We start from the raw sequence: 17,941 nt of genomic DNA, 5'->3' as shown, positions 1-17,941 counted from the left end.
AGCGTCTTGGCCAGCATGTCGGTAACCAGAGAACCAAACGACGCCCCGGAGCCGGCTAACGCGGAAATGCGCATGGCGACGCGCGACCGCCCCTTCGAACCCGTCGACTACGGGTTTTACGCGCTGACGGTCATTGCCTGGAGCGCATCGTGGTTCGCGATCGAGCTTCAGGTCGGCAGCGGCGTGTCGAACGAGGTCAATCTGGTTTGGCGCTTCGCCATCGCCACGCTGCTGATGTTTGCCTGGGCAGGTTTTTCCGGCCGGCGGCTCCGCTTTTCGATCACCGATCATCTGCGCTTTGCAGTGCTCGGCATCCTCATCTTCTCGTCGAACTTCCTGTTTTTCTATTACGGCGCCGGCTATCTCGTCAGCGGCTTGCTCTCGGTCGTCTTCTCGCTCGCCTCGGTAATCAACATGCTGCTCGGTGCCTTGGTCATCGGCGAGCGCCCGGCGCCGCGCATTCTCGCCGGCGGCCTCATCGGCTTCGCTGGCATAGCGCTGATGTTCTTTCCCGAAATCGCCGCCAACGGGCTTTCCGGCGGCACGTTGGTGGGCCTTCTTCTGTGCCTCTGCGGCACGCTGAGCTTCTGCGTCGGCAATCTCGTCTCCGTCGCAAACCAGCGCCGCGGCCTGCCGCTCGTTTCAACGAGCGCCTGGGGCATGCTTTATGGCACTCTGTGGTCGACGTTCCTGGCCTTGCTGCTTGGTGAGCCGTTCGTGTTCGCGACGACCGCCTCTTTTATCGGCTCGCTGGTCTTCCTCGCCGTCATATCGACCGTCGTGGCTTTCGCTGCCTACCTGACGCTGCTCGGACGCATTGGCGGCGCCCGCGCCGGCTATGCGACCGTCATATTTCCCGTCTTTGCGCTTTTGATCTCCACGGCGCTGGAAGGCTATGCCTGGACCGCTTACGCGATCGCCGGGCTCGTCCTCGTCGCCGCCGGGAACGTCCTGGTCATTCGCGGGGGACGGCGCTGACGCATGGAATGCTTGCGCAATGCCGCCGAGTTCCGGTTGTGCGGGCCGCGGTTCTATCGAGCTTGACTCTCCGCATCCTCTGTCTAAGCTGCGGTCAATGGGTCAGACCAATGTACCAGGGTTGGCCCGGGAGGGAACTAAACGCGCATGCCGATCCAGGCCGTTGAACCTCGCCGGCTATACCGACAGGTCGCCGATCAGCTCAGGCAGCTGATCGATGCCGGCGAGTTTTCCGTCGGCGACCGTCTGCCGACCGAGCGGGATCTGGCCGACCAGCTCGGAATTTCCCGCCCGACGGTCCGTGAAGCGTTGATAGCGTTGGAGGTCGAAGGCCGCATACGCATCCGAGTCGGCTCGGGTATCTACGTCACCGATCCGCCGAGCGCCGCCGCCTCCGAACCCGAAGTCGAGGAAGGCCCGTTCGAGCTGTTGCGCGCGCGCGAATTCGTCGAAGGCGCGATCGCCGCCGAAGCGGCCCTCCATGTCCGGCCTGCAGATATCGAACGGCTCGACGACGTGCTGCGCCGGATGGAGGCCATGCGTCACCCCAACAAGATGACCATTGCGCTCGACCGGGAATTCCACACCGCTGTCGCCGGCATTCTCGAGAACGCGGTGCTGGTGCGCTTCATCGGCGAGCTTTTCGACCAGCGCATGAACCCGTACTTCGAACGCCTGTCGATCTATTTCGAGACCAGCGATTCCTGGCAGGTCGCGGCAAAGGAACATCGTGCCGTGCGCGATGCAATTGCCGCGCGCGACCCCGAGCGGGCCAAGGCCGCCATGCAGCAGCATCTGCGCCAGTCGCAAATCAGATTCTCACGCAATTTCGATGAGAGAGCCGCAGCCAAGGAGGTTGCGGAATAGCAGTTGGCCGGGGGGAGATCCGGCCGTCAAGTTCAACCAGGGAGGAATTAGATGCTGAGAAAATACGCAGTTCTGCTCGGTGCGATCGCCGCAATTGCCATACCCATGGCGTCGGCCTCGGCGGAAACGGTCCTGAAATGGGCACATGTCTACGAGACGACGGAGCCCTTCCACACCGAATCCGTGTGGGCTGCCGACGAGATCAAGAAGCGCACCCAGGGCCGCTACGCCATCGACGTCTATCCGGCCTCGCAGCTTGGCAAGGAAGCAGACATCAACCAGGGCCTGATGCTCGGCACCGTCGATATCATCATTTCCGGATCGAGCTTCGCGGCGCGCGAATATCCACCCATCGGCGTCACCTATTTCCCATACACTTTCCGCGATGCCGACCATCTGCTGAAATACACCAAAAGCGACGTCTACAAGGCCCTGACCAAGGGCTATGAGGACAAGACCGGCAATCATATCGCCGCCACCACCTATTACGGCACGCGGCAGACCACCTCGAACCGGCCGATCGCCAAGTGCTCCGACATGCAGGGCCTGAAGATGCGCGTTCCCGACGTGCCGGCCTATCTGGCCATGCCGCGTGCCTGCGGCGCCAACACGGCGCCGATTGCCTTCGCCGAGGTCTATCTGGCCCTGCAGAACGGCACCGTGGAGGCCCAGGAGAACCCGCTGACCACCATCGAGGCGAAGAAATTCTACGAGGTGCAGAAGAACATCGTGCTCACTGGCCATATAGTCGATCATCTCAACACCATCATATCGGCGTCGCGCTGGGCCTCGCTTTCCGATGAGGACAAGAAGATCTTCACCGAGGTGATGCAGGAGGCTGCCGCCCGCGCCACGGCAAAGATCGTCGCCCGCGAAAAGGAACTGGTGCAGGTATTCAAGGACCGCGGCATCAGCGTAACCGATGTCGACCGTGCCGACTTCGAGAAGAATGTGCTGGAGAAGGTCACCTTCGAGGAGTTCGGCTACAACAAGGCCGATTGGGAAGCGATCCGCGCTATCAAGTAGAGCATCGGAAACCCGATGCTCAATCAAGAGGATAGGGCGGCAATCGGAATCGCCGCTTTAACCTGCCCATCCGTCCGGCTTCAAATTGCGCCGGACGGCCTTTTCAATCCTTGACGACCCACCAGCTTCGGGAGCCCGCGCCGATGGCCGAGGAACACCACACCGAGATCACCGTCGAAGAGATCGCGCACGCCTTCGAGGAGGTGCCGGTACACGTCGACCTGTCGGACCACGGCATCGAGGACTGGATCACGCTTGCCGTTTTCTGGGGCATGGTCGTGTGTGTCTTCCTGCAGTTCTTCACCCGCTATGCGCTGAACAACAGCCTTGCCTGGACCGAGGAGATCGCCATCAACGCGCTCGTCGTCGTCGTTTTTCTGGGTGCCGCCATGTGCGTGCGCCTTTCGCGCCATATCCATGTCGACGTGCTTTACCACTATCTGCCGGAGCGCGTCGGCCGCTGGCTGGCGCTCGCCGTCGATGTTATCCGCATCGCATTCTTCGCCTACGGATCTTGGCTGATGTGGCGCTACGTCACGATCGTGGCGCATGAGCGCATGGTCACCGTCAACCTGCCGCGGCGCTGGTTCTTCTACGCCGTACTGGCCGGGTTCGTGCTGATGCTTCTGCGCTCGATCCAGGTCTTCATCGGCAATTACAGGCGCGGCTATTCGGTGCTCGAGCGTCCTGGTGCGTTCGAGACGGCGGGGGTCTGAGCGATGCTGCTTCTGGTAGGGGGCTTTCTTGTCCTGATGCTCATCGGCGTGCCGGTCGCCGTTTCGATGGCGGCCGCGTCGATCCTTTACCTCGTCATCTACGGCGTCGCGCCCGATATCATCGCGGCCCAGCGCATGATCGCCGGGGTGGAGAGCTTTCCGCTGCTCGCCGTTCCGTTCTTCATCCTGGCCGGCAACCTCATGAACATCGCCGGCGTCACCGGGCGCATCTATTCCTTCGCCCTTGCCCTGGTCGGCTGGATGAAAGGCGGCCTGGCGCAGGTCAACATCATCGGATCGGTGATCTTTTCCGGCATGTCGGGCACCGCGCTCGCCGACGCTGCCGGCATTGGCACCATCGAGATCAAGGCGATGAAGGACCACGGCTATCCGATCGACGCCGCGGTCGGGGTTACCGCCGCTTCAGCCACGCTCGGACCGATCTTCCCGCCTTCGCTGCCCTTCGTCATCTACGGCATGATGGCCAATGTCTCTATTGGCGCGCTGTTCATGGCCGGCATCCTGCCCGGCGTGGTCATGACCGTGCTGATGATGATCACGGTCGCCATCTTCGCCTACAGGCGCGGCTGGGGCTCCGACACATCCTTCGAGCTTCGGCGGCTGGCCGAAGCGGCGGGCGAGGTGCTGGTGGTGGCTGCCTTTCCGATTGGCTGCTATGTGCTGGTGCAGCTTGGCCTGTCGATCAATATCGCGGTCGGCATAGCGCTGCTGGTGCTGATCGTGGCGGACTGGTATTTCGATTTCTCTGCGGTCATGGCGCTGATGACGCCGGTCATCCTGATCGGTGGCATGACGATGGGCTGGTTCACGCCGACCGAAGCGGCGATGGCGGCTGTGATCTGGTCGCTTTTCCTCGGGCTGGTGCGCTACCGCACGATGACGCTGCGTTTGCTTGCCAAGGCCAGCTTCGACACGATCGAAACGACCGCCTCGGTGCTGTTCATCGTTACCGCCGCATCGATCTTCGCCTGGCTGCTCACCGTCAGCCAGGCAGCACAGCTGTTTTCGAACTTCATCTTCGCGCTCACCGAAAACAAGTGGGTCTTCCTGATCCTGGTCAACATCCTGATGCTGGTGGTCGGCTGCTTCCTCGATACGATCGCCGCGATCACGATTCTGGTGCCGATCCTGCTGCCGGTCGCTGCCGTCTACGGCATCAACCCTGTGCATTTCGGGCTGATCATGACGCTCAATCTGATGATCGGGCTTTTGCACCCGCCGCTCGGCATGGTGCTCTTTGTGCTGTCGCGCGTCGCCAAGCTCTCGGTCGAGCGCACCACCATGGCGATCCTGCCGTGGCTGGTGCCGCTGATCGTGGCGCTGCTTCTGATCACCTTCATACCCGCCATTACGCTCTGGCTGCCGACCGAGATGGAACTGATCCGGTGAGTGGCCAGGTGATTGCCGCGACGCTGTTCGGCCCGCAGGACCTTCGCGTCGTGGAGCATCCGCTCGAACCGCTGGCACCAGGCATGGTGCGTGTGCGCTTCGGGGCAGGGGGCATCTGCGGCTCCGACCTGCATTATTTCCGCCATGCCCGTACCGGTGACTTCGTCGTCACCTCGCCGCTTGTCCTCGGCCACGAGATCTCGGGCGAAATCGTCGAGATCAACGGCGCCGCGCCCGGCCTGGGCGTCGGCGACCATGTCGCGGTCAATCCGTCGCGCTGGTGCGGGCATTGCGCGCGATGCCTGGAGGGGCGGGCCAATCTCTGCGAAAACATCTACTTCATGGGCTCGGCATCGAAGACACCGCATATGCAGGGCGGCTTCGTCAGTCTGTTCGACGCCACGCCCGCGCAATGTTTCAAGGTTCCACTTGATGTGGCCTACCAGGCGGCGGCACTTGCCGAACCACTGGCGGTGAGCCTGCACGCCGCCGCGCGGGCGGGCGACATCAGGGGCCGCAACGTCATCCTGTTCGGTGCCGGCCCCATCGGTCTCTTGACCATGCTCGCGGCCAGGCTTGCCGGCTGCGCTGAACTGACCGTCGTCGATATCGCCGCCGCGCCGCTCGCCTTCGCCCGCAGTTTGGGCGCCGACAGGACGATCGACCTTTCCGGCGGCGACGCCGAACTCCAGGCGCTTGCTGCCGGCGGTTCGCTTGATGTGGCGTTCGAGATTTCAGGCACTGCCGCCGGCCTTGCCGCGGCGATCGCCAGTGTCCGGCGCGGCGGCACGGTGGTCCAGGTCGGCAATCTTCCCGGTGGCCAGATCCCGCTGCCGGCCAATGCGGTGATGGCCAAGGAGATCGACCTCAAAGGCACATTCCGCTTCGGCACGGAGTTCGGCCGGGCGGTCGATCTCATCGTGTCGGGGGAGGTGGACGTCCTGAAGCTGATGACAGCGGAGCGCACGCTTTCTTGCGCCCCCGATGCCTTCCGACTTGCCGCCGACCGTTCACAGAGTGTCAAGGTCGTGCTGACCGCGGACTGAATCGTGGTTTTTGCCAGATCGTTAGCAGCCATAACTCATTGCGAACGGACGAAACTCAGAACGTGCTCGACGTATATGCTCCCACCCAGGTCTCCGGTTAAACTCGGGAGCAATACCCGGCAGCTTGCTGTCAAAATTGTTGGCAGCAAATCCGCTCGCGATTAAAGCCCCTTCGTCGCGAGATCTCGCTCAGTTCGGCCATTCCTCGTCCTGCCAACCGCGCGCTGCGTGGATCACCCGCAAAATTGAAATGCTTTCCCGGCCGCCCTTGGCGGTCACGGCGTAAGCGATGATGTAGGGCAGGCGACTCAAAGGCTTTTCATAGGTGCCGGATACACGGCCGGGTCGCCCGGTTGCCATTTCCCCAAGCGCGGCCCCTGCTTCCAGAATCCGGTCTGCGACCAGGCGCGCAGCGCGCGGATTATCCTGCGAGATATAGGCGATCTGTTCCTTGATGTCGTCCAGCGCACCGCGAGACCACTGAACGGCTCGCGTCACACCTTGCGGCCCGTGCCTGCATCAATCGCGGCATAAATTTCTGCCATGGCCTTATCATGAGACACGATGCGCCCAGCTTCGACATCAGCAAGGCCGCGCTTGATACCTTCAATGATTTCAAGCTCGCGATCGACATACGCTGCGACGGCTTCACCTGCGAGGAACGACTTGCTACGCCGGGTGTCGGTTGCGATCCGGTCGAGCTTTTCCTTTACATCGGGACTGACGCGAATTGTCATAGTGGTGCTAGCGGCCATAGCGGTGTCCTGTTGATCTGTGTACACCTTAGCACAGAGCGCCGCGCTGGTCCATTATCCCTTGACCGCCGAGCCGACGATCGAATCCACGAAGAAGCGCTGCAGGAAGGCGAAGAGCATCAATGGCGGCAGCACGGCGAGCGTGGCGCCGGCCATGACCAGCCCTGTATTGAGGGCGCCTCTGTTGTAGCTGAGCAGGCGGCTGAGGCTAATGACGATCGGATAATCCTCTGCATTGCCCTGCAAAACTGTCAGCGGCCACAGATAGCTGTTCCAATGATAGACGAAGGCAAACAGCGCCAGTGCCGCGATCGCGGGCGCCAGACTGAATCGAGGATGCGCAAAGTCCCTGTTTTGCGAGGCAATCGGCGCTTCACTGCGCGGGTACAAATAGAATGTGCGACCGTGCTGGCTTCCCAGCATCAGGATAGAGCATACGCCTGTAACCTTCATAGCCCGATGCCGCGCTTCTTTCCCAGGTTCCAATCCACGCCCCCCGTATCCGAGCACACGATCCCGATGACTTGATTACCCAATCGCTTTTCGAGCGACGGCGACCAGGGCACGAGCTTGAATTCGAGCCCATTGTCGATCATCGCGAGCCGGCCTGAAGCCAGCGAGAAACGCCGCCGGTAAATCCCAGCCACATGATCGCCGTTGGCAGCCTTCGTGAATGAGAGGCCCGTCTCGGCGGCGAGGCGGGCACCGAGCGATTCCACCTCATGATCGTGTAGAGTATCGATCAGATTGCGCACAAGAATGACGCGCTGTCCCTCGCGCCTGGCCAGATCGCGGCTGACAAGGTGGTCGACCCGATCTTGCAGTGCCTGTCTTACGTCCCTGCCAAAGCCGCCGTCACCGAATTCGGCAGGCTCGCGTGCAACGAGTTGGCGATCGAGCCAAGTCGCGCCGGAAGCATGGACCTGCTGTTCGATTGAGAGGTCGGAGCGGACCGCGAGCGTGACCCGGCCACCGCCATTTGCACTCGCATCGCGGCACAACTCCACGACCGAGCCCGGGTCGGAGTCTCCGGCCGCATCAGGGTCATGGAAGCGAATGTGGTGCGTGCGTCCATCAATGCCATCGACGATGGCATAGGCCGCGCCGCGCCGTTCGTCATCAAGGCCGCGTTCGAGCAGTCGGCCGATCACGGGCGCATCAATCTTTTCGGCGGCCAGCACATAGTCGGCCGTCCCTTTTTCTAGCCCATGCACAGTGAGGCTGCGGTGCATGCGCTTGATGATGTCGCCGCGTTCACCGAGGGCGCGCAAAGTGGCCTCGGCCTCTTCGACCACCATCCACTGGCCGGGACGGATCTCGTTCGCGAGGCCCAGGCTTTCCAGTTGCCGCAGCCGGCCGACTTTGAGCCCCAGGAACTCGTCGGGCCGGCGATCAGGGTGTGGCGCGAGATCAATGATACCATGACGGTCGGCGTCACGAACAAGCTGGCGATCGAGCTGCGTCCAGCGCTCAGTGTCGACCTGGTGCTCGATGGCCTGGCGGATGTCGAGGTCCGTGCGGAGCCCAAGCGTCTGGGTGAGAATGTCGCTCGCCCGATCGCGCATGCCCTGGCGGATGTAGTCGCGCGAGATGACAAGGCTCTCGCCATCGTCGGCAACGCCGCGAACGAGGATGTGAACGTGCGGATGTTCGGTGTTCCAGTGATCGACGGCTATCCAGTCGAGCCTCGTGCCGAGGTCGCGCTCCATGTCGACCATCAGGTCACAAGCGAAGTTCTTGAGGTCGCCGAGCTCCATTGCATCCTCCGGCGAAACGATGAAACGGAAGTGATGCCGATCATCCTTGCAGCGGTCGCAGAAGGCGTCATGATCTGCATCTTTGGTGTCGGGACCGAACATCCTCGCCTTCTCACCATCACGTGTAACACCTTCGCGGCGAAGATATTTGAGATGGGTGGCGAGTGGCGCAGACCCTCTGAACTGCCGTACCACACGGGTCTTGACGACGGCGCCGCGTGAGCTGTCAGAGATCGAGGCGACTGGCGCGGATGCTCGCTGACCGGCCGCGGCCAAACGTTGAAGCTCGCGGGGAGGTGATCCGACCCTCGCGTGTAAGGTGCCCGCCGGCGCGCTGTGTGGCCGCAAGAGCCTGGAAGATGAAGGGTCGTGCGCGCTGGCCGGCGCGGGAGCGGATGCGACCGGGGCGGACGCGAAAGCTATCGTCACGCTTCATGCTAGACGGCCACGAGGTGCGGTTTCCATTGAAAGACTGAAAAATTGGGAATAGCGCACATCGCTGATTGTGCCAGCACATTGCGAAATGAGACGAAAATCGTAAGGAAAACAATCGGCCGAACCGAGCCGCACCTCGCGGCCCTTTATCCTGCCAATCTCTCTGTTCTCATCCACAGCCAACCCTTCCGCCGCAATTTCCGCGACGGAACAGGCCGGAATGCAATTGAGGAGGAACGTGGCGATCATCGCGATATGGCTAAAGAGGGTTGAGCGAATAGGCCGGAAACAGCGTGGTTCGATTGGAAATCGGTTTCACCCGGCCGTGGCTCGATCGCGGTCAGGTCCGCAACAGGATTGCCCATTGGCGACCGCATTGCGGACGAATGAATCGCCGCAAAGATCGTCTCGCCATAACCATTGCCATCCGATGCAGTGGCGTTCCGAATGTCATGGGGATGCGCAAAGATCGTTGGACGGAGAGAGCTGGCTCTGCCCCTTCCTTGCCGCGCGCGCCGCGGACTGAGAACTGCACCATCGAGCAGCGGCGCGAGTTTCCTGACGTAGTCGACCGTCTCGCGTGGCAGCGGACGGCCGGTTAAGAGATGTTCCGTGTACCGACCAGGACCGGCATTGTAAGCGGCAAGAAAGCCGCTGCGCCCGAAGCTGTCGAGCATTTCGCGAAGATATGCTGCACCTGCAAGAATGTTGTCACGCGGTTGATAGGGATCGTCACCGAGACGGTATTTGATGCGCAGTTCTTCCCACGTCGCCGGCATGATCTGCATCAAGCCCATTGCGCCCTTGCTTGAAAGCGCACGAACATCGCCGACGCTCTCAACATGCATGACGCCGCGCAGCAACCGCTCTGGAATGGCGAAGCGTTTTGACGCTTCCCGGATATGCTGCGACCACGGGCCAGCCGACAAGATCGTCGACTCGGAGTGCGCCGGCCGTTCACCAGCAGAGGAAGCCGCTGCACCAGTTTCGGGCGCCACGAAGCCGAGCATGACACATGCGGCAAACGTCGTCATGCCTCTGTGGGCTGCATCCCGCAGACCGCAGAACCGATGCGCTGCCAGCCTGCGACGGTGTTCGCTTCCGTTAAGGGCAGGGGCTTGCCAATCGAACCGGCTTTGCCAAAACTGTGATGAAATCGGCGTCCGCAGCCACAAGCAAGTGTCCGGCCCCCTCTGGGCTGCCTCGCGGGCGGTCAGATCGAAGGGTTTGACCGGCGCGCAATGGATCAAAAGGGTTGGCGAGAAAGATTCGTCGAAGGGCTCCAGAAGCATCTGTTCAGCCTCGCCCGTCGCGCTTCGATGATCGGTTCCAGTGCAGGCTCCAGACGTTGTTCTCTGCATCGGACCGGAACAGCTTGGCGCGGATCGGCTGCGTAAAGGACGGGTCGTCAATTGAGACGGAGAGGTAATCCCCAGCCTTGTCTCCAGCGCGGTCCCAAGCCGCACCGACCGCCATCCCTTCGCAATAGATCAGATGGTCGGGCGCGTTTTCGGTTTTGGATTTCTCGGCAGGCAGGATGGCAATCTTCGCCTCGATTGTTAGCGTGGAGAGATTGCCGAAGAAGCCGTCATCGTTGCGCGTGAAGGTTCCGATCTGGGTCATTGCAGTGCTCCTTTCTGAGTGTTAGTGCGCGTCGAGCCAAGCCGTCACGGCTCGCTAGCGAGGGGATCGTTGGTGATATCCAGCACCGGAGTGGTGCGCTCCGTGGTCCAGACGGGAACCGCGCGGCCAACTATCGATGAGAGCGGGAGCGGGCCGAAATAGCGGCTGTCAAAACTGTCGGCTGCACCCAGGTTCATAAGGAAGACGTCGGCCTCTGCAATGTCGCGGCAGCCCTGCCAGATGGGCAGGGGTCGACCGCGACTGTCACGCTCGCGCGCATGTCCATACGTCTTGCCGTTGACGATGATGGTTGTGCCTTGGCGACAGACGGTTGCGCCCCCGAGTGCCAAAATACGCTTCAGGAGCGGCACATTTTTCGGCAGATACCCGCGTCTTGCCATGAAGGCCGCCAAGGGCTCGGGCGGCATGATGACGGCGATATTGGCAATACCGATTTTGTCGGCCGGCTGGACGCGATAGAGCCCGACGGGGATGCTCCCCGATGCGTTCCAGATGGATATCGGCGGATGGCTAATCCATGCCGGCGCCGCGGCGAGCACTGCGCCGCCAACCATGGTGGCGATGATCTTTGTGCGCTTGCTCATGACTCGATCCCGGGGCGCAGCAGGCAAGCTTTAAGACGCTTGCCCGTGTATGGACTCGGCTGCTCGCGTGCGGCTATCCGGCTGTGGACGTGCCGCCGTTTACGCGGCGACATGAAGGTCAGGGTTTGCTGCTGTTTCGCCGCTACCAGGCGGCGCGGTTGCAATCTCCTGGCTTGCGCGTGGATGTTTTGCGACACAGCCCAGACCAGGATGGCAGCGATTCCAAATCGTTGCCATGCCGTGCACACTTGCCGCCTCAACGCAGGTCGCGCGCATGAGAGTGGATCGGTGTCAGGCGGCGGGATTTCACCAATAAGACGAGCTGCCGCGCCACGACGTCCTCCGTGCCGCGTGGAGGGAAGCCGGATGAGGGGACATGAGGCAGCGCAAATTGCTGCTGAACGGTCTCGCGATACTGCATTTTCGGTGCGCCACAGATCAGGAGCTGCGGTCGCGTCTGCCGACATAGGCGGGCGCGCGGGCTGCATGGGGTTTTGCCGGCGCAACATAGGTCGCGTTGACATCGCTGGTGGAGGTGCGTGCCCCCAGCTCTATCCAGGCGTGCAGGTCGTTGATGTCGTAGAGAACGCGCCCGCCGACCTTTCGGTATTTTGGGCCGGTGCCGTAGGTCCGGTGCTTTTCGAGTGTGCGGGCGCAGAGCCCGACGATGGGTGCTGCCTCCTTCGTGCGCAAATACTTTTGGGGCGCGTCCGCGGGACCCTTCGACATCGCTCGATCTCCATTCGGTTCTGCTGTCGTCCTGGCCTGCCGGGACGCGCGAAGTGGACCATGATCGAAATCAGGAAAGGCGAGGGAGGGCAAAGATTGGGGGGCGCGTTTTTGCTACCCCGAAGAAGGACTTCGGCGGCCGGACTTTTCGCTACGGTTGTGGGGGTAGAAGAGAAGATCGCGATAGCCGCCGGCGACTAAAAAAGCTGCACGGCGTAAGATAGCTCGGACCTTGTGGCGGAGATGATGATCACGCCAATCTCGCGGCACAATCGGCTCCTGCGAAAACAGCACCTCCGCGAGCTGACGATAGGTTGCACCCGTGCGGTGACCATCATGTGCGCGTAAATTGAGGATATGCCTGGTCTTGGTCTGTTGCGGCAGCGCGCCGTAAGATGGACTGGCTGCCCGGCCGTTCAGTGCGCGCCAGAACCGGCGCGCTGCATCGAGCCGCGTCTCGAATGCAGCGTCGAGCGGCAGAAGGATAGCGTTGAATTCACCGGCGCGGTCGTCAGCGACGAGATGACTTTTCCCAATTAAGGTAGACCAAATAATGTGAAGGCCTTCGTCCTGCGGCCAAACGCTGGCTCCGGCAAGGCTGGAAGGTCGAACTGTTTGATGGGATGCAGATACCCGCATGACCCGGAGCACGCGCGGCGAGGCCTGTTCTGTCCAGATGATATTGTCAGCTTTCGGAAGTCCGGCACCGGCAGTTTTGAAATCGCGCGCCCCAACGGGCGGCGAGATCGGGCTGACCGGCAGGTTCTCCAGAACCAGCGAATTGCGATGCAAGCTGGCTGCACTCTGCCACGAATTCGTCATTCCGGATCAGATACTCGGCAGCGAACTCCGTAGCCTGGTAGCTGCACATGTGTGAATACGCCGCCGGATCGGTCCAATCGCCTTGCACTGTTCCTGTCCTCTCCGCGTACCCGGATGTGAGGCGTCGGCGTCAACATTCAGGGGCATAAGGAAGTTGGATAGTTTGAGAGTCGGCAAACCATTATGCCGATTCAGCAAAATGGAGCGCCGGCCGCGTCAGTGCGGAGCGCCGCCAGCGAGAAGATATCGGTAGCCGCTGGTCGTCATCCATCGCGCGCGGGCAAGATGGGTCTCCCAGGACCGGAACGCTCGTTCCGGCTCCTGCTCCGGGTCTATATGCAAGACGATCCTGGCCACCTCTCGCCAATCGGCATCTTCCGCTGCCGCGTCAAGCAGGCGAATGTAGGTGAGCAGACGCTCCTCGTCATAGCCGGTCAGGACCGGGGCATCCGGCGCAATGTCGGCGACATCAGGATCGAGCAGCGGTTTAAGCATTGTATTTGACCGTTCATATTTCGATCGCGATCTCGAAGGAGCCGTCCTTTAGATCGAGCACCAATCATAGCGAATAGGAACGATCATTCCTAGAACGATAGTTCCCTTTCTGGTCCCTAATCCGTCATGAATCTCAAGGAGATCATGGCGGCCAACATGCGTCGTCTGCGCCATGACCAGAACGTGACGCAGGAGGAACTGGCCGCCCGCTCTGGACTGAGCATGCGTTACGTCGGATCGATCGAGCGCGCTCGGGTCTCGGCCAGCATCAGTGTTCTTGGGAGGATCGCAACTGCGCTGAATGTGGACCCATGCGAGTTGATCAGAAAATCGGCACCGTGAGTTGACGCGGGAAACACCGCCAATTTTCGATGATCGGCGAGGCAACATGCAGGAATGAAGTCTCCAGTCGCGAACACGACAGGTAGTCGCCCCAAGTCCGACGGAGCTCGTTGCGCAGCGACTGCGCTCACCTTGTCGTGAAAAGGAGGACGGCCCCGCCCTGTTCGTCCGGGCGGAGCCTTGGTCGGGGCCTTACTCCGCGTTGCGGCGGCCGTTGGGGCGCGACCAGATGAGGCTGTAGCCTTCGCCTTCCTCATCGTTGAAGAGGTTCGCGTAGATCGGAGCAGTGAAGCTCGGATCGTCCAGCTTCACGCCGAGATAGTCGCGGCCGTCATTGGAGCGCTTGGACCATGCGGCGCCGATCTCGACCCGCCCGACGAAGACACGGTGGCTGGGGGCGCTGTCGCCAGAGCGGTTGGTCTCGGGCACGACGCGGACGTTCTTGGTCTGGAGCGAGAGGGTGACGATTTCGCCGGTGAACTCGTTGTTGCCGGTCCTCTTGAAGGTTCCGATTATCGCCATGAGTTTTCTCCTTGAACTCTGTTTCGAGCCCGCACCATTGCGGCCTCGATGGCGATCCGCGGGCCGGAGGCGATCGACGCCGCATCGCTTGCGACCGCAGCGCCAGCGGAGGATGGCAGCCAAGCGACTTTGTTGTTTGGCGAGGAATGACGGCGCAGCCGGCAGGGGAAGAAAGTCGATCGGCGCCATTGCGGCTTAGGCGATCGAGGCGCAGCCGACCTTCGGCCAGATCAGCCCATTAAAGAGGCCGTTTGGAGCGGCCCACCAGATAGAGACATCAACGGAGAACCTGGCGATACCGTCGCTGGCGAAATCCCGGCTACGACGATCACCGGCCTCGATGCTCCTCTGTACAGGCATCGCGAAGTCGCAAGCTGTTGTCGGCACCGCGCTTAAGGCACGCACGTGACGGTTCAAGTCACGGCTGACGTGCATCACCGGATATCCGCTATCTTTGGAACGAGACGGCACGCCGTCGTGGATTCGAACTGTGCGTCGCGCGATGCCGTGCCAGCGACAACGCTAACAATGCGACGGCCGGTCAGAAAAAAACATCCTGCCCGCGCCGGTTGTTCGGTGAATTCGCCCAGATCCAGCCCCTGTTCGGTTGAACGGGCGTCGTTATTCGCAGCTGTGATGCCAGCTGCGACGCAGCTGAAACGTTGACGGCAAGCGTGACGGCGTCGCGCGCCTTTGCTAGGGCGCGGACTGAGTATCGCAAAAGACGGGCGGCGCCGGGCGGAGATCCGGCATCCCGGGCCAAGCACTCCAGCGAACTGCAAATACAGTACACGCTGCCCGACCGCGGCCGTATCGTACAATCGAAAAAAGGGTAGGGCGGGCAGCGCTTACGCGCCGCCTCCCTTGGGGCGGAAGTCGAGGACTGGGATGCCGAGCTTCTTTGCCTTGTCTGCAAGATTGTCCTGAATTCCGGTCCCGGGAAAGACGATGACGCCTATCGGCAGCGCCTCCAGCATTGCGTCATTGCGCTTGAACGGGGCGGCTTTGGCATGCTTTGTCCAATCAGGGGCAAAGCCGATTTGGGGTACCTTGCGATGGTCTGCCCAACAGGAGGCGATCTTTTCGCCACCCTTCGGCGATTTCCCGTGCATCAATACCATGTCGGGATGCCTGGCGTGGACCTGGTCGAGTTTGGCCCAGATCAGCTGGTGGTCATTGAAGTCGAGCCCAGCGGTGAAGGCGATTTTCGGGCCAGGTGGCAGAAGGACTTCCTGCGAGGCGCGTTTCTTGGCGCTGAGAAAATCGCGGCTGTCGATGAGCGCAGAGGTCATGTTGCGATGGTTGACCATCGATCCGCTGCGCGGTCGCCAACTCGATCCGGTGTGGCGCTCGTAGTGCTCCGCGGCCTGATCACGCATCAGTTCGAAGGCGCTTTGGCGTTCGATCAGCGTCTGCCCTTCGGCCGTCAGGCGTTCCAGCTCGACCGATTTCACTTCGCTGCCGTCCTGCTCACGCTGGCTGCGGCGTTGCGCCTGCTCGTTGTGATCGAGTTCGCGCTCGATCCGATCTGCGGCGCGGTGAAAGATGTTGACGGTCGACCACAGAAGATCGTCGAGATCGGGCTCGAGGCGAGTGTCTTGCAGTGCCACGATGAGGGCGTCGAAGATGTCGGCCATCGCGCCGGCGACGCAGTGGCCCTCTGGAAGCGGTCGAGGATCAGGCTCATCCACGAAGGGACGGTAGCCATAGAGCTGGAGTTCGGTGAGGACGTGGTCGATGGGTGAAGACGAGTGCTGTGGTTCGTAGTCGTCATGCTCGCTCATTGGATGCTCCGCCGGTTGGACCGCGACCCTCGCGGCCTTCATGGCGACGGAAGCCGGCGGACGGGACGGACCTGCACCCGCAGCGAAGCGAAGGGCCGGAGTGTCAGCGGAGGAGGGTGAAGGCCGGCTATTTTGCTTCGCGATGGAAAGCGCTCCCTTGGGGAGCGCGCCGGAAAATAGTCGGCCGGAGACATTGCGGGTCCGGGTCGTTTGCTGGCCGATCGCCCTCTGGAAGGCCCGCAGGCGCGGTTCTCTTCGACTTCAGGAGCATCCAAGTGATGCAAGCGACAGCGGACAGGCTGTTCGTTCCGAGTTATCCCGCCACTGCCATGAAACGGGCGATGTCCTGGGGGGCGAGCTGAACACGGACTGCTGCTCGAACGGCATCCACGCCTAGCGTACAGAGATCTTCGTTGAGGTCCCCAAGTGCCGGCGAGAGCACGACCGGCTCGATCCCGGCAGCATTCGCTCTTTCGATCAAGATGTCACGCACGCCGTTACCGGCTGGATCGGCGTCGCGCACGATGTAGAGCCGTCTCAGTGTGGGGGGGAACAGCATGGCAGCAAGATGGGCGGCCGAGAGTGCCGCTGCCATGGCCATATCGGGCAGGATGCACCGAAGCGACAAGACGGTCTCGATGCCTTCGCCGCCCGCCATGACGTCGCCCGGCGGGCCAAAGCGAACCGCGTGACCGAGAAGATCGCCCATCGCGCGCCTCGGCGTACCGACCGGTGCCTTGCCCCTGCCGGAAGGATCAAGCCATGTGCGATGTACGCCAGTCAAATGGCCGTCGAGATCGGTGACGGAAGCGATCATCGCCGGCCAGGTCTCAGTCGGCGCTTGTTCGTCGGGCCGGTAGTAGCAGCGCGGGTGAAAACGCAGACTTCCGGTCCCGTGCAAAGCGGCAATACTGCGGTTGTGCAGATACGCCTCTACGACCGTACCCGCAATCGGCTGCGACATCGCAAATAGCCGACGCGCTTTCTCCGACATTTCCGACGGCGCGGCCAGCAACTTCGACCGGATTGATGTCTGCTCTGGTTCGGGATGGGGTAGGCCGAGAAACGTTATTGCCTCATGGGCAACGTCCCTGAAGTCGCTCAAGCCGCGGCTTTCGCGGATGATATCGAGAAGATCGCCATACTCCCCGGTCGCCGCGTCAGTCCATTTGCCGGCTGCGCGCTTTCCGCTCTGCGAGCCGACGAGCCGCACGAACATCGAGCGACCCGGCGTGTTTCGGACATCGCCAACAAGCCAGTAGCGTCCCTCGCGATGTCCGCTCGAAAGATAGTGGCGACAAACCGCTTCGGCCTGTCGGCCCAGGCGGTGGGCCAGTTCGGACGCATCGTGTCGGGGCATCATGCATCCTCCCGCATGTCGATGCGCTGATAGCGCTCCAGCAGCTTGCCCAGAATTGCGGGTTCGGGCGCCTGTGGCTCAGTGGGACTGGCCGACCCTGCGCGAATCTCGACGGCAAGGCGCTCGATGCAACCACTGGTCGTCTTGCGCACGATGAGGTGCGAGTGGGTCGTCACTTCAGCTACGAGGTCAGGTAGGTCCTCGATCCAGATGTCAGCCTTGACGCGGACCTGGGACATGGAGAACTCCACGTTCTTGAAGGCAATGTCTCGCGAGGACAGAAGGGTAATTTTCTGAGGGGTAGTCGCCATCGGGATGTACTCCGAGACGGGCAGTCGAGAGCCTCTCTCTCGACCTTCAAACTCGTCATGGAGATCCCGGCACTCCTCGTCCTCTTGTGCTTGGCAGCCAACCGAGGTTGTCGCGGGGTAGCAACTCAGTGACGGCGTTCCTGTTTACAAACGCGGCTGCAACATACAAACGTGCAGCAGTAGCGATTAAGGACCACAGCGCGGCGATGAACGACGAGCGGGGCCGGTCGCCCCATTGGAAGCATCTGCGTTCTTCATCACGCCTTCGGCGCTGTGGCGTGCGACACCGAGGGCATGCGGCTGAGTTCGAGAGCGAACAGAGCGCTTTTTGCGACGGGAAATCGATTTGGACGTGGTT

General features: G+C 61.7%; 23 protein-coding genes and 1 pseudogene. 7 read left to right on the top strand and 17 right to left on the bottom strand.

The features are described 5' to 3' along the window. Positions 1-72 precede the first annotated feature (72 nt). The 6 genes from NKJ32_RS16760 (at position 73) to NKJ32_RS16735 (ending at position 6,043) form a co-directional block, all read left to right on the top strand. On the top strand, positions 73-978 hold the full coding sequence (locus NKJ32_RS16760) for a DMT family transporter (RefSeq protein WP_352828100.1): 906 nt from the start codon (positions 73-75) through the stop codon (positions 976-978). Between the two features lie 147 nt (positions 979-1,125). Further along, complete coding sequence (locus tag NKJ32_RS16755) at positions 1,126-1,845, top strand: FadR/GntR family transcriptional regulator (protein ID WP_352452148.1); 720 nt, start codon at positions 1,126-1,128, stop codon at positions 1,843-1,845. A 51-nt stretch (positions 1,846-1,896) separates the two neighbouring features. Further along, positions 1,897-2,871, top strand: coding sequence for a sialic acid TRAP transporter substrate-binding protein SiaP (locus NKJ32_RS16750; protein ID WP_023717039.1), 975 nt, complete (start codon positions 1,897-1,899; stop codon positions 2,869-2,871). A 143-nt stretch (positions 2,872-3,014) separates the two neighbouring features. Continuing rightward, positions 3,015-3,587, top strand: coding sequence for a TRAP transporter small permease (locus NKJ32_RS16745; protein WP_352455843.1), 573 nt, complete (start codon positions 3,015-3,017; stop codon positions 3,585-3,587). A 3-nt stretch (positions 3,588-3,590) separates the two neighbouring features. Next, positions 3,591-4,997 carry a TRAP transporter large permease gene (locus NKJ32_RS16740; protein WP_352622855.1) on the top strand — a complete coding sequence of 469 codons (1,407 nt, stop codon included), beginning with the start codon at positions 3,591-3,593 and terminating at the stop codon, positions 4,995-4,997. Beyond that, a complete protein-coding gene (locus NKJ32_RS16735; protein WP_352592608.1) occupies positions 4,994-6,043 on the top strand; it encodes an L-idonate 5-dehydrogenase in 1,050 nt (349 codons plus the stop codon). Before NKJ32_RS16740 ends, NKJ32_RS16735 begins: the two co-directional genes overlap by 4 nt. A gap of 189 nt (positions 6,044-6,232) precedes the next feature. Here NKJ32_RS16735 and NKJ32_RS16730 read toward each other — a convergent pair whose 3' ends face one another. The 12 genes and pseudogenes from NKJ32_RS16730 to NKJ32_RS16675 form a co-directional block, all read right to left on the bottom strand. After that, positions 6,233-6,541, bottom strand: coding sequence for a type II toxin-antitoxin system RelE/ParE family toxin (locus tag NKJ32_RS16730; RefSeq protein WP_352592611.1), 309 nt, complete (start codon positions 6,539-6,541; stop codon positions 6,233-6,235). After that, entirely contained in the window at positions 6,538-6,798 is a 261-nt protein-coding gene (locus NKJ32_RS16725) for a CopG family ribbon-helix-helix protein (RefSeq protein WP_352452153.1), read from the bottom strand. Before NKJ32_RS16725 ends, NKJ32_RS16730 begins: the two co-directional genes overlap by 4 nt. A 54-nt stretch (positions 6,799-6,852) precedes the next feature. Then, on the bottom strand, positions 6,853-7,188 hold the full coding sequence (locus NKJ32_RS16720; protein ID WP_352786856.1) for an ABC transporter permease family protein: 336 nt from the start codon (positions 7,186-7,188) through the stop codon (positions 6,853-6,855). Between the two features lie 59 nt (positions 7,189-7,247). Continuing rightward, a pseudogene (locus NKJ32_RS16715) lies at positions 7,248-8,991 on the bottom strand (relaxase/mobilization nuclease domain-containing protein). Continuing rightward, the gene (locus NKJ32_RS16710) at positions 8,988-9,239 is read right to left on the bottom strand and encodes a hypothetical protein (RefSeq protein ID WP_156937256.1); all 252 of its coding nucleotides are present in this window, start codon (positions 9,237-9,239) and stop codon (positions 8,988-8,990) included. Before NKJ32_RS16710 ends, NKJ32_RS16715 begins: the two are co-directional and overlap by 4 nt. Next, on the bottom strand, positions 9,236-10,282 hold the full coding sequence (locus tag NKJ32_RS16705; protein WP_352592620.1) for a lytic transglycosylase domain-containing protein: 1,047 nt from the start codon (positions 10,280-10,282) through the stop codon (positions 9,236-9,238). The genes NKJ32_RS16710 and NKJ32_RS16705 overlap by 4 nt, the downstream gene beginning before the upstream one ends. A gap of 4 nt (positions 10,283-10,286) precedes the next feature. Next, positions 10,287-10,613: a DUF736 domain-containing protein gene (locus NKJ32_RS16700; protein WP_352592622.1), complete on the bottom strand. Its 327-nt coding sequence runs from the start codon at positions 10,611-10,613 to the stop codon at positions 10,287-10,289. Between the two features lie 44 nt (positions 10,614-10,657). Continuing rightward, positions 10,658-11,218: a S26 family signal peptidase gene (locus tag NKJ32_RS16695; RefSeq protein WP_352592625.1), complete on the bottom strand. Its 561-nt coding sequence runs from the start codon at positions 11,216-11,218 to the stop codon at positions 10,658-10,660. Between the two features lie 438 nt (positions 11,219-11,656). Beyond that, positions 11,657-11,947 (bottom strand): helix-turn-helix transcriptional regulator, encoded by a 291-nt coding sequence (locus NKJ32_RS16690; protein WP_352828097.1) that lies wholly within the window; start codon positions 11,945-11,947, stop codon positions 11,657-11,659. A 114-nt stretch (positions 11,948-12,061) separates the two neighbouring features. Beyond that, the gene (locus tag NKJ32_RS16685; RefSeq protein WP_352452158.1) at positions 12,062-12,586 is read right to left on the bottom strand and encodes a DUF2285 domain-containing protein; all 525 of its coding nucleotides are present in this window, start codon (positions 12,584-12,586) and stop codon (positions 12,062-12,064) included. A gap of 46 nt (positions 12,587-12,632) precedes the next feature. Further along, positions 12,633-12,818 (bottom strand): transcriptional regulator domain-containing protein, encoded by a 186-nt coding sequence (locus NKJ32_RS16680; protein WP_352455880.1) that lies wholly within the window; start codon positions 12,816-12,818, stop codon positions 12,633-12,635. Between the two features lie 167 nt (positions 12,819-12,985). Next, on the bottom strand, positions 12,986-13,264 hold the full coding sequence (locus NKJ32_RS16675) for a DNA -binding domain-containing protein (RefSeq protein WP_023674289.1): 279 nt from the start codon (positions 13,262-13,264) through the stop codon (positions 12,986-12,988). Between the two features lie 126 nt (positions 13,265-13,390). Between NKJ32_RS16675 and NKJ32_RS16670 the strand changes: the two genes are divergently transcribed. After that, complete coding sequence (locus NKJ32_RS16670) at positions 13,391-13,606, top strand: helix-turn-helix domain-containing protein (RefSeq protein ID WP_023674290.1); 216 nt, start codon at positions 13,391-13,393, stop codon at positions 13,604-13,606. A 192-nt stretch (positions 13,607-13,798) separates the two neighbouring features. On the opposite strand, the gene NKJ32_RS16665 is transcribed toward NKJ32_RS16670, so the two are convergent. From NKJ32_RS16665 to NKJ32_RS16645, 5 genes are all read right to left on the bottom strand, one after another. Beyond that, positions 13,799-14,128, bottom strand: coding sequence for a DUF736 domain-containing protein (locus NKJ32_RS16665; RefSeq protein WP_023674291.1), 330 nt, complete (start codon positions 14,126-14,128; stop codon positions 13,799-13,801). 195 nt (positions 14,129-14,323) lie between these two features. After that, the gene (locus tag NKJ32_RS16660) at positions 14,324-14,563 is read right to left on the bottom strand and encodes a hypothetical protein (RefSeq protein ID WP_352826971.1); all 240 of its coding nucleotides are present in this window, start codon (positions 14,561-14,563) and stop codon (positions 14,324-14,326) included. Positions 14,564-14,976: 413 nt separating this feature from the next. After that, a complete protein-coding gene (locus NKJ32_RS16655; RefSeq protein WP_352592630.1) occupies positions 14,977-15,912 on the bottom strand; it encodes an SLOG family protein in 936 nt (311 codons plus the stop codon). Between the two features lie 313 nt (positions 15,913-16,225). Next, positions 16,226-17,272, bottom strand: a complete 1,047-nt coding sequence (locus NKJ32_RS16650) for a DUF7146 domain-containing protein (protein ID WP_352622878.1) — start codon at positions 17,270-17,272, stop codon at positions 16,226-16,228. Next, positions 17,272-17,511 carry a hypothetical protein gene (locus tag NKJ32_RS16645; RefSeq protein WP_352828095.1) on the bottom strand — a complete coding sequence of 80 codons (240 nt, stop codon included), beginning with the start codon at positions 17,509-17,511 and terminating at the stop codon, positions 17,272-17,274. Before NKJ32_RS16645 ends, NKJ32_RS16650 begins: the two co-directional genes overlap by 1 nt. Positions 17,512-17,941 lie beyond the last annotated feature (430 nt).

Source organism: Mesorhizobium sp. M0159 (assembly GCF_040322295.1).
GTDB lineage: Bacteria > Pseudomonadota > Alphaproteobacteria > Rhizobiales > Rhizobiaceae > Mesorhizobium.
The sequence above is the reverse complement of the archived record's forward strand: the minus strand, read 5'-3'. Positions and strand labels throughout refer to the sequence as shown.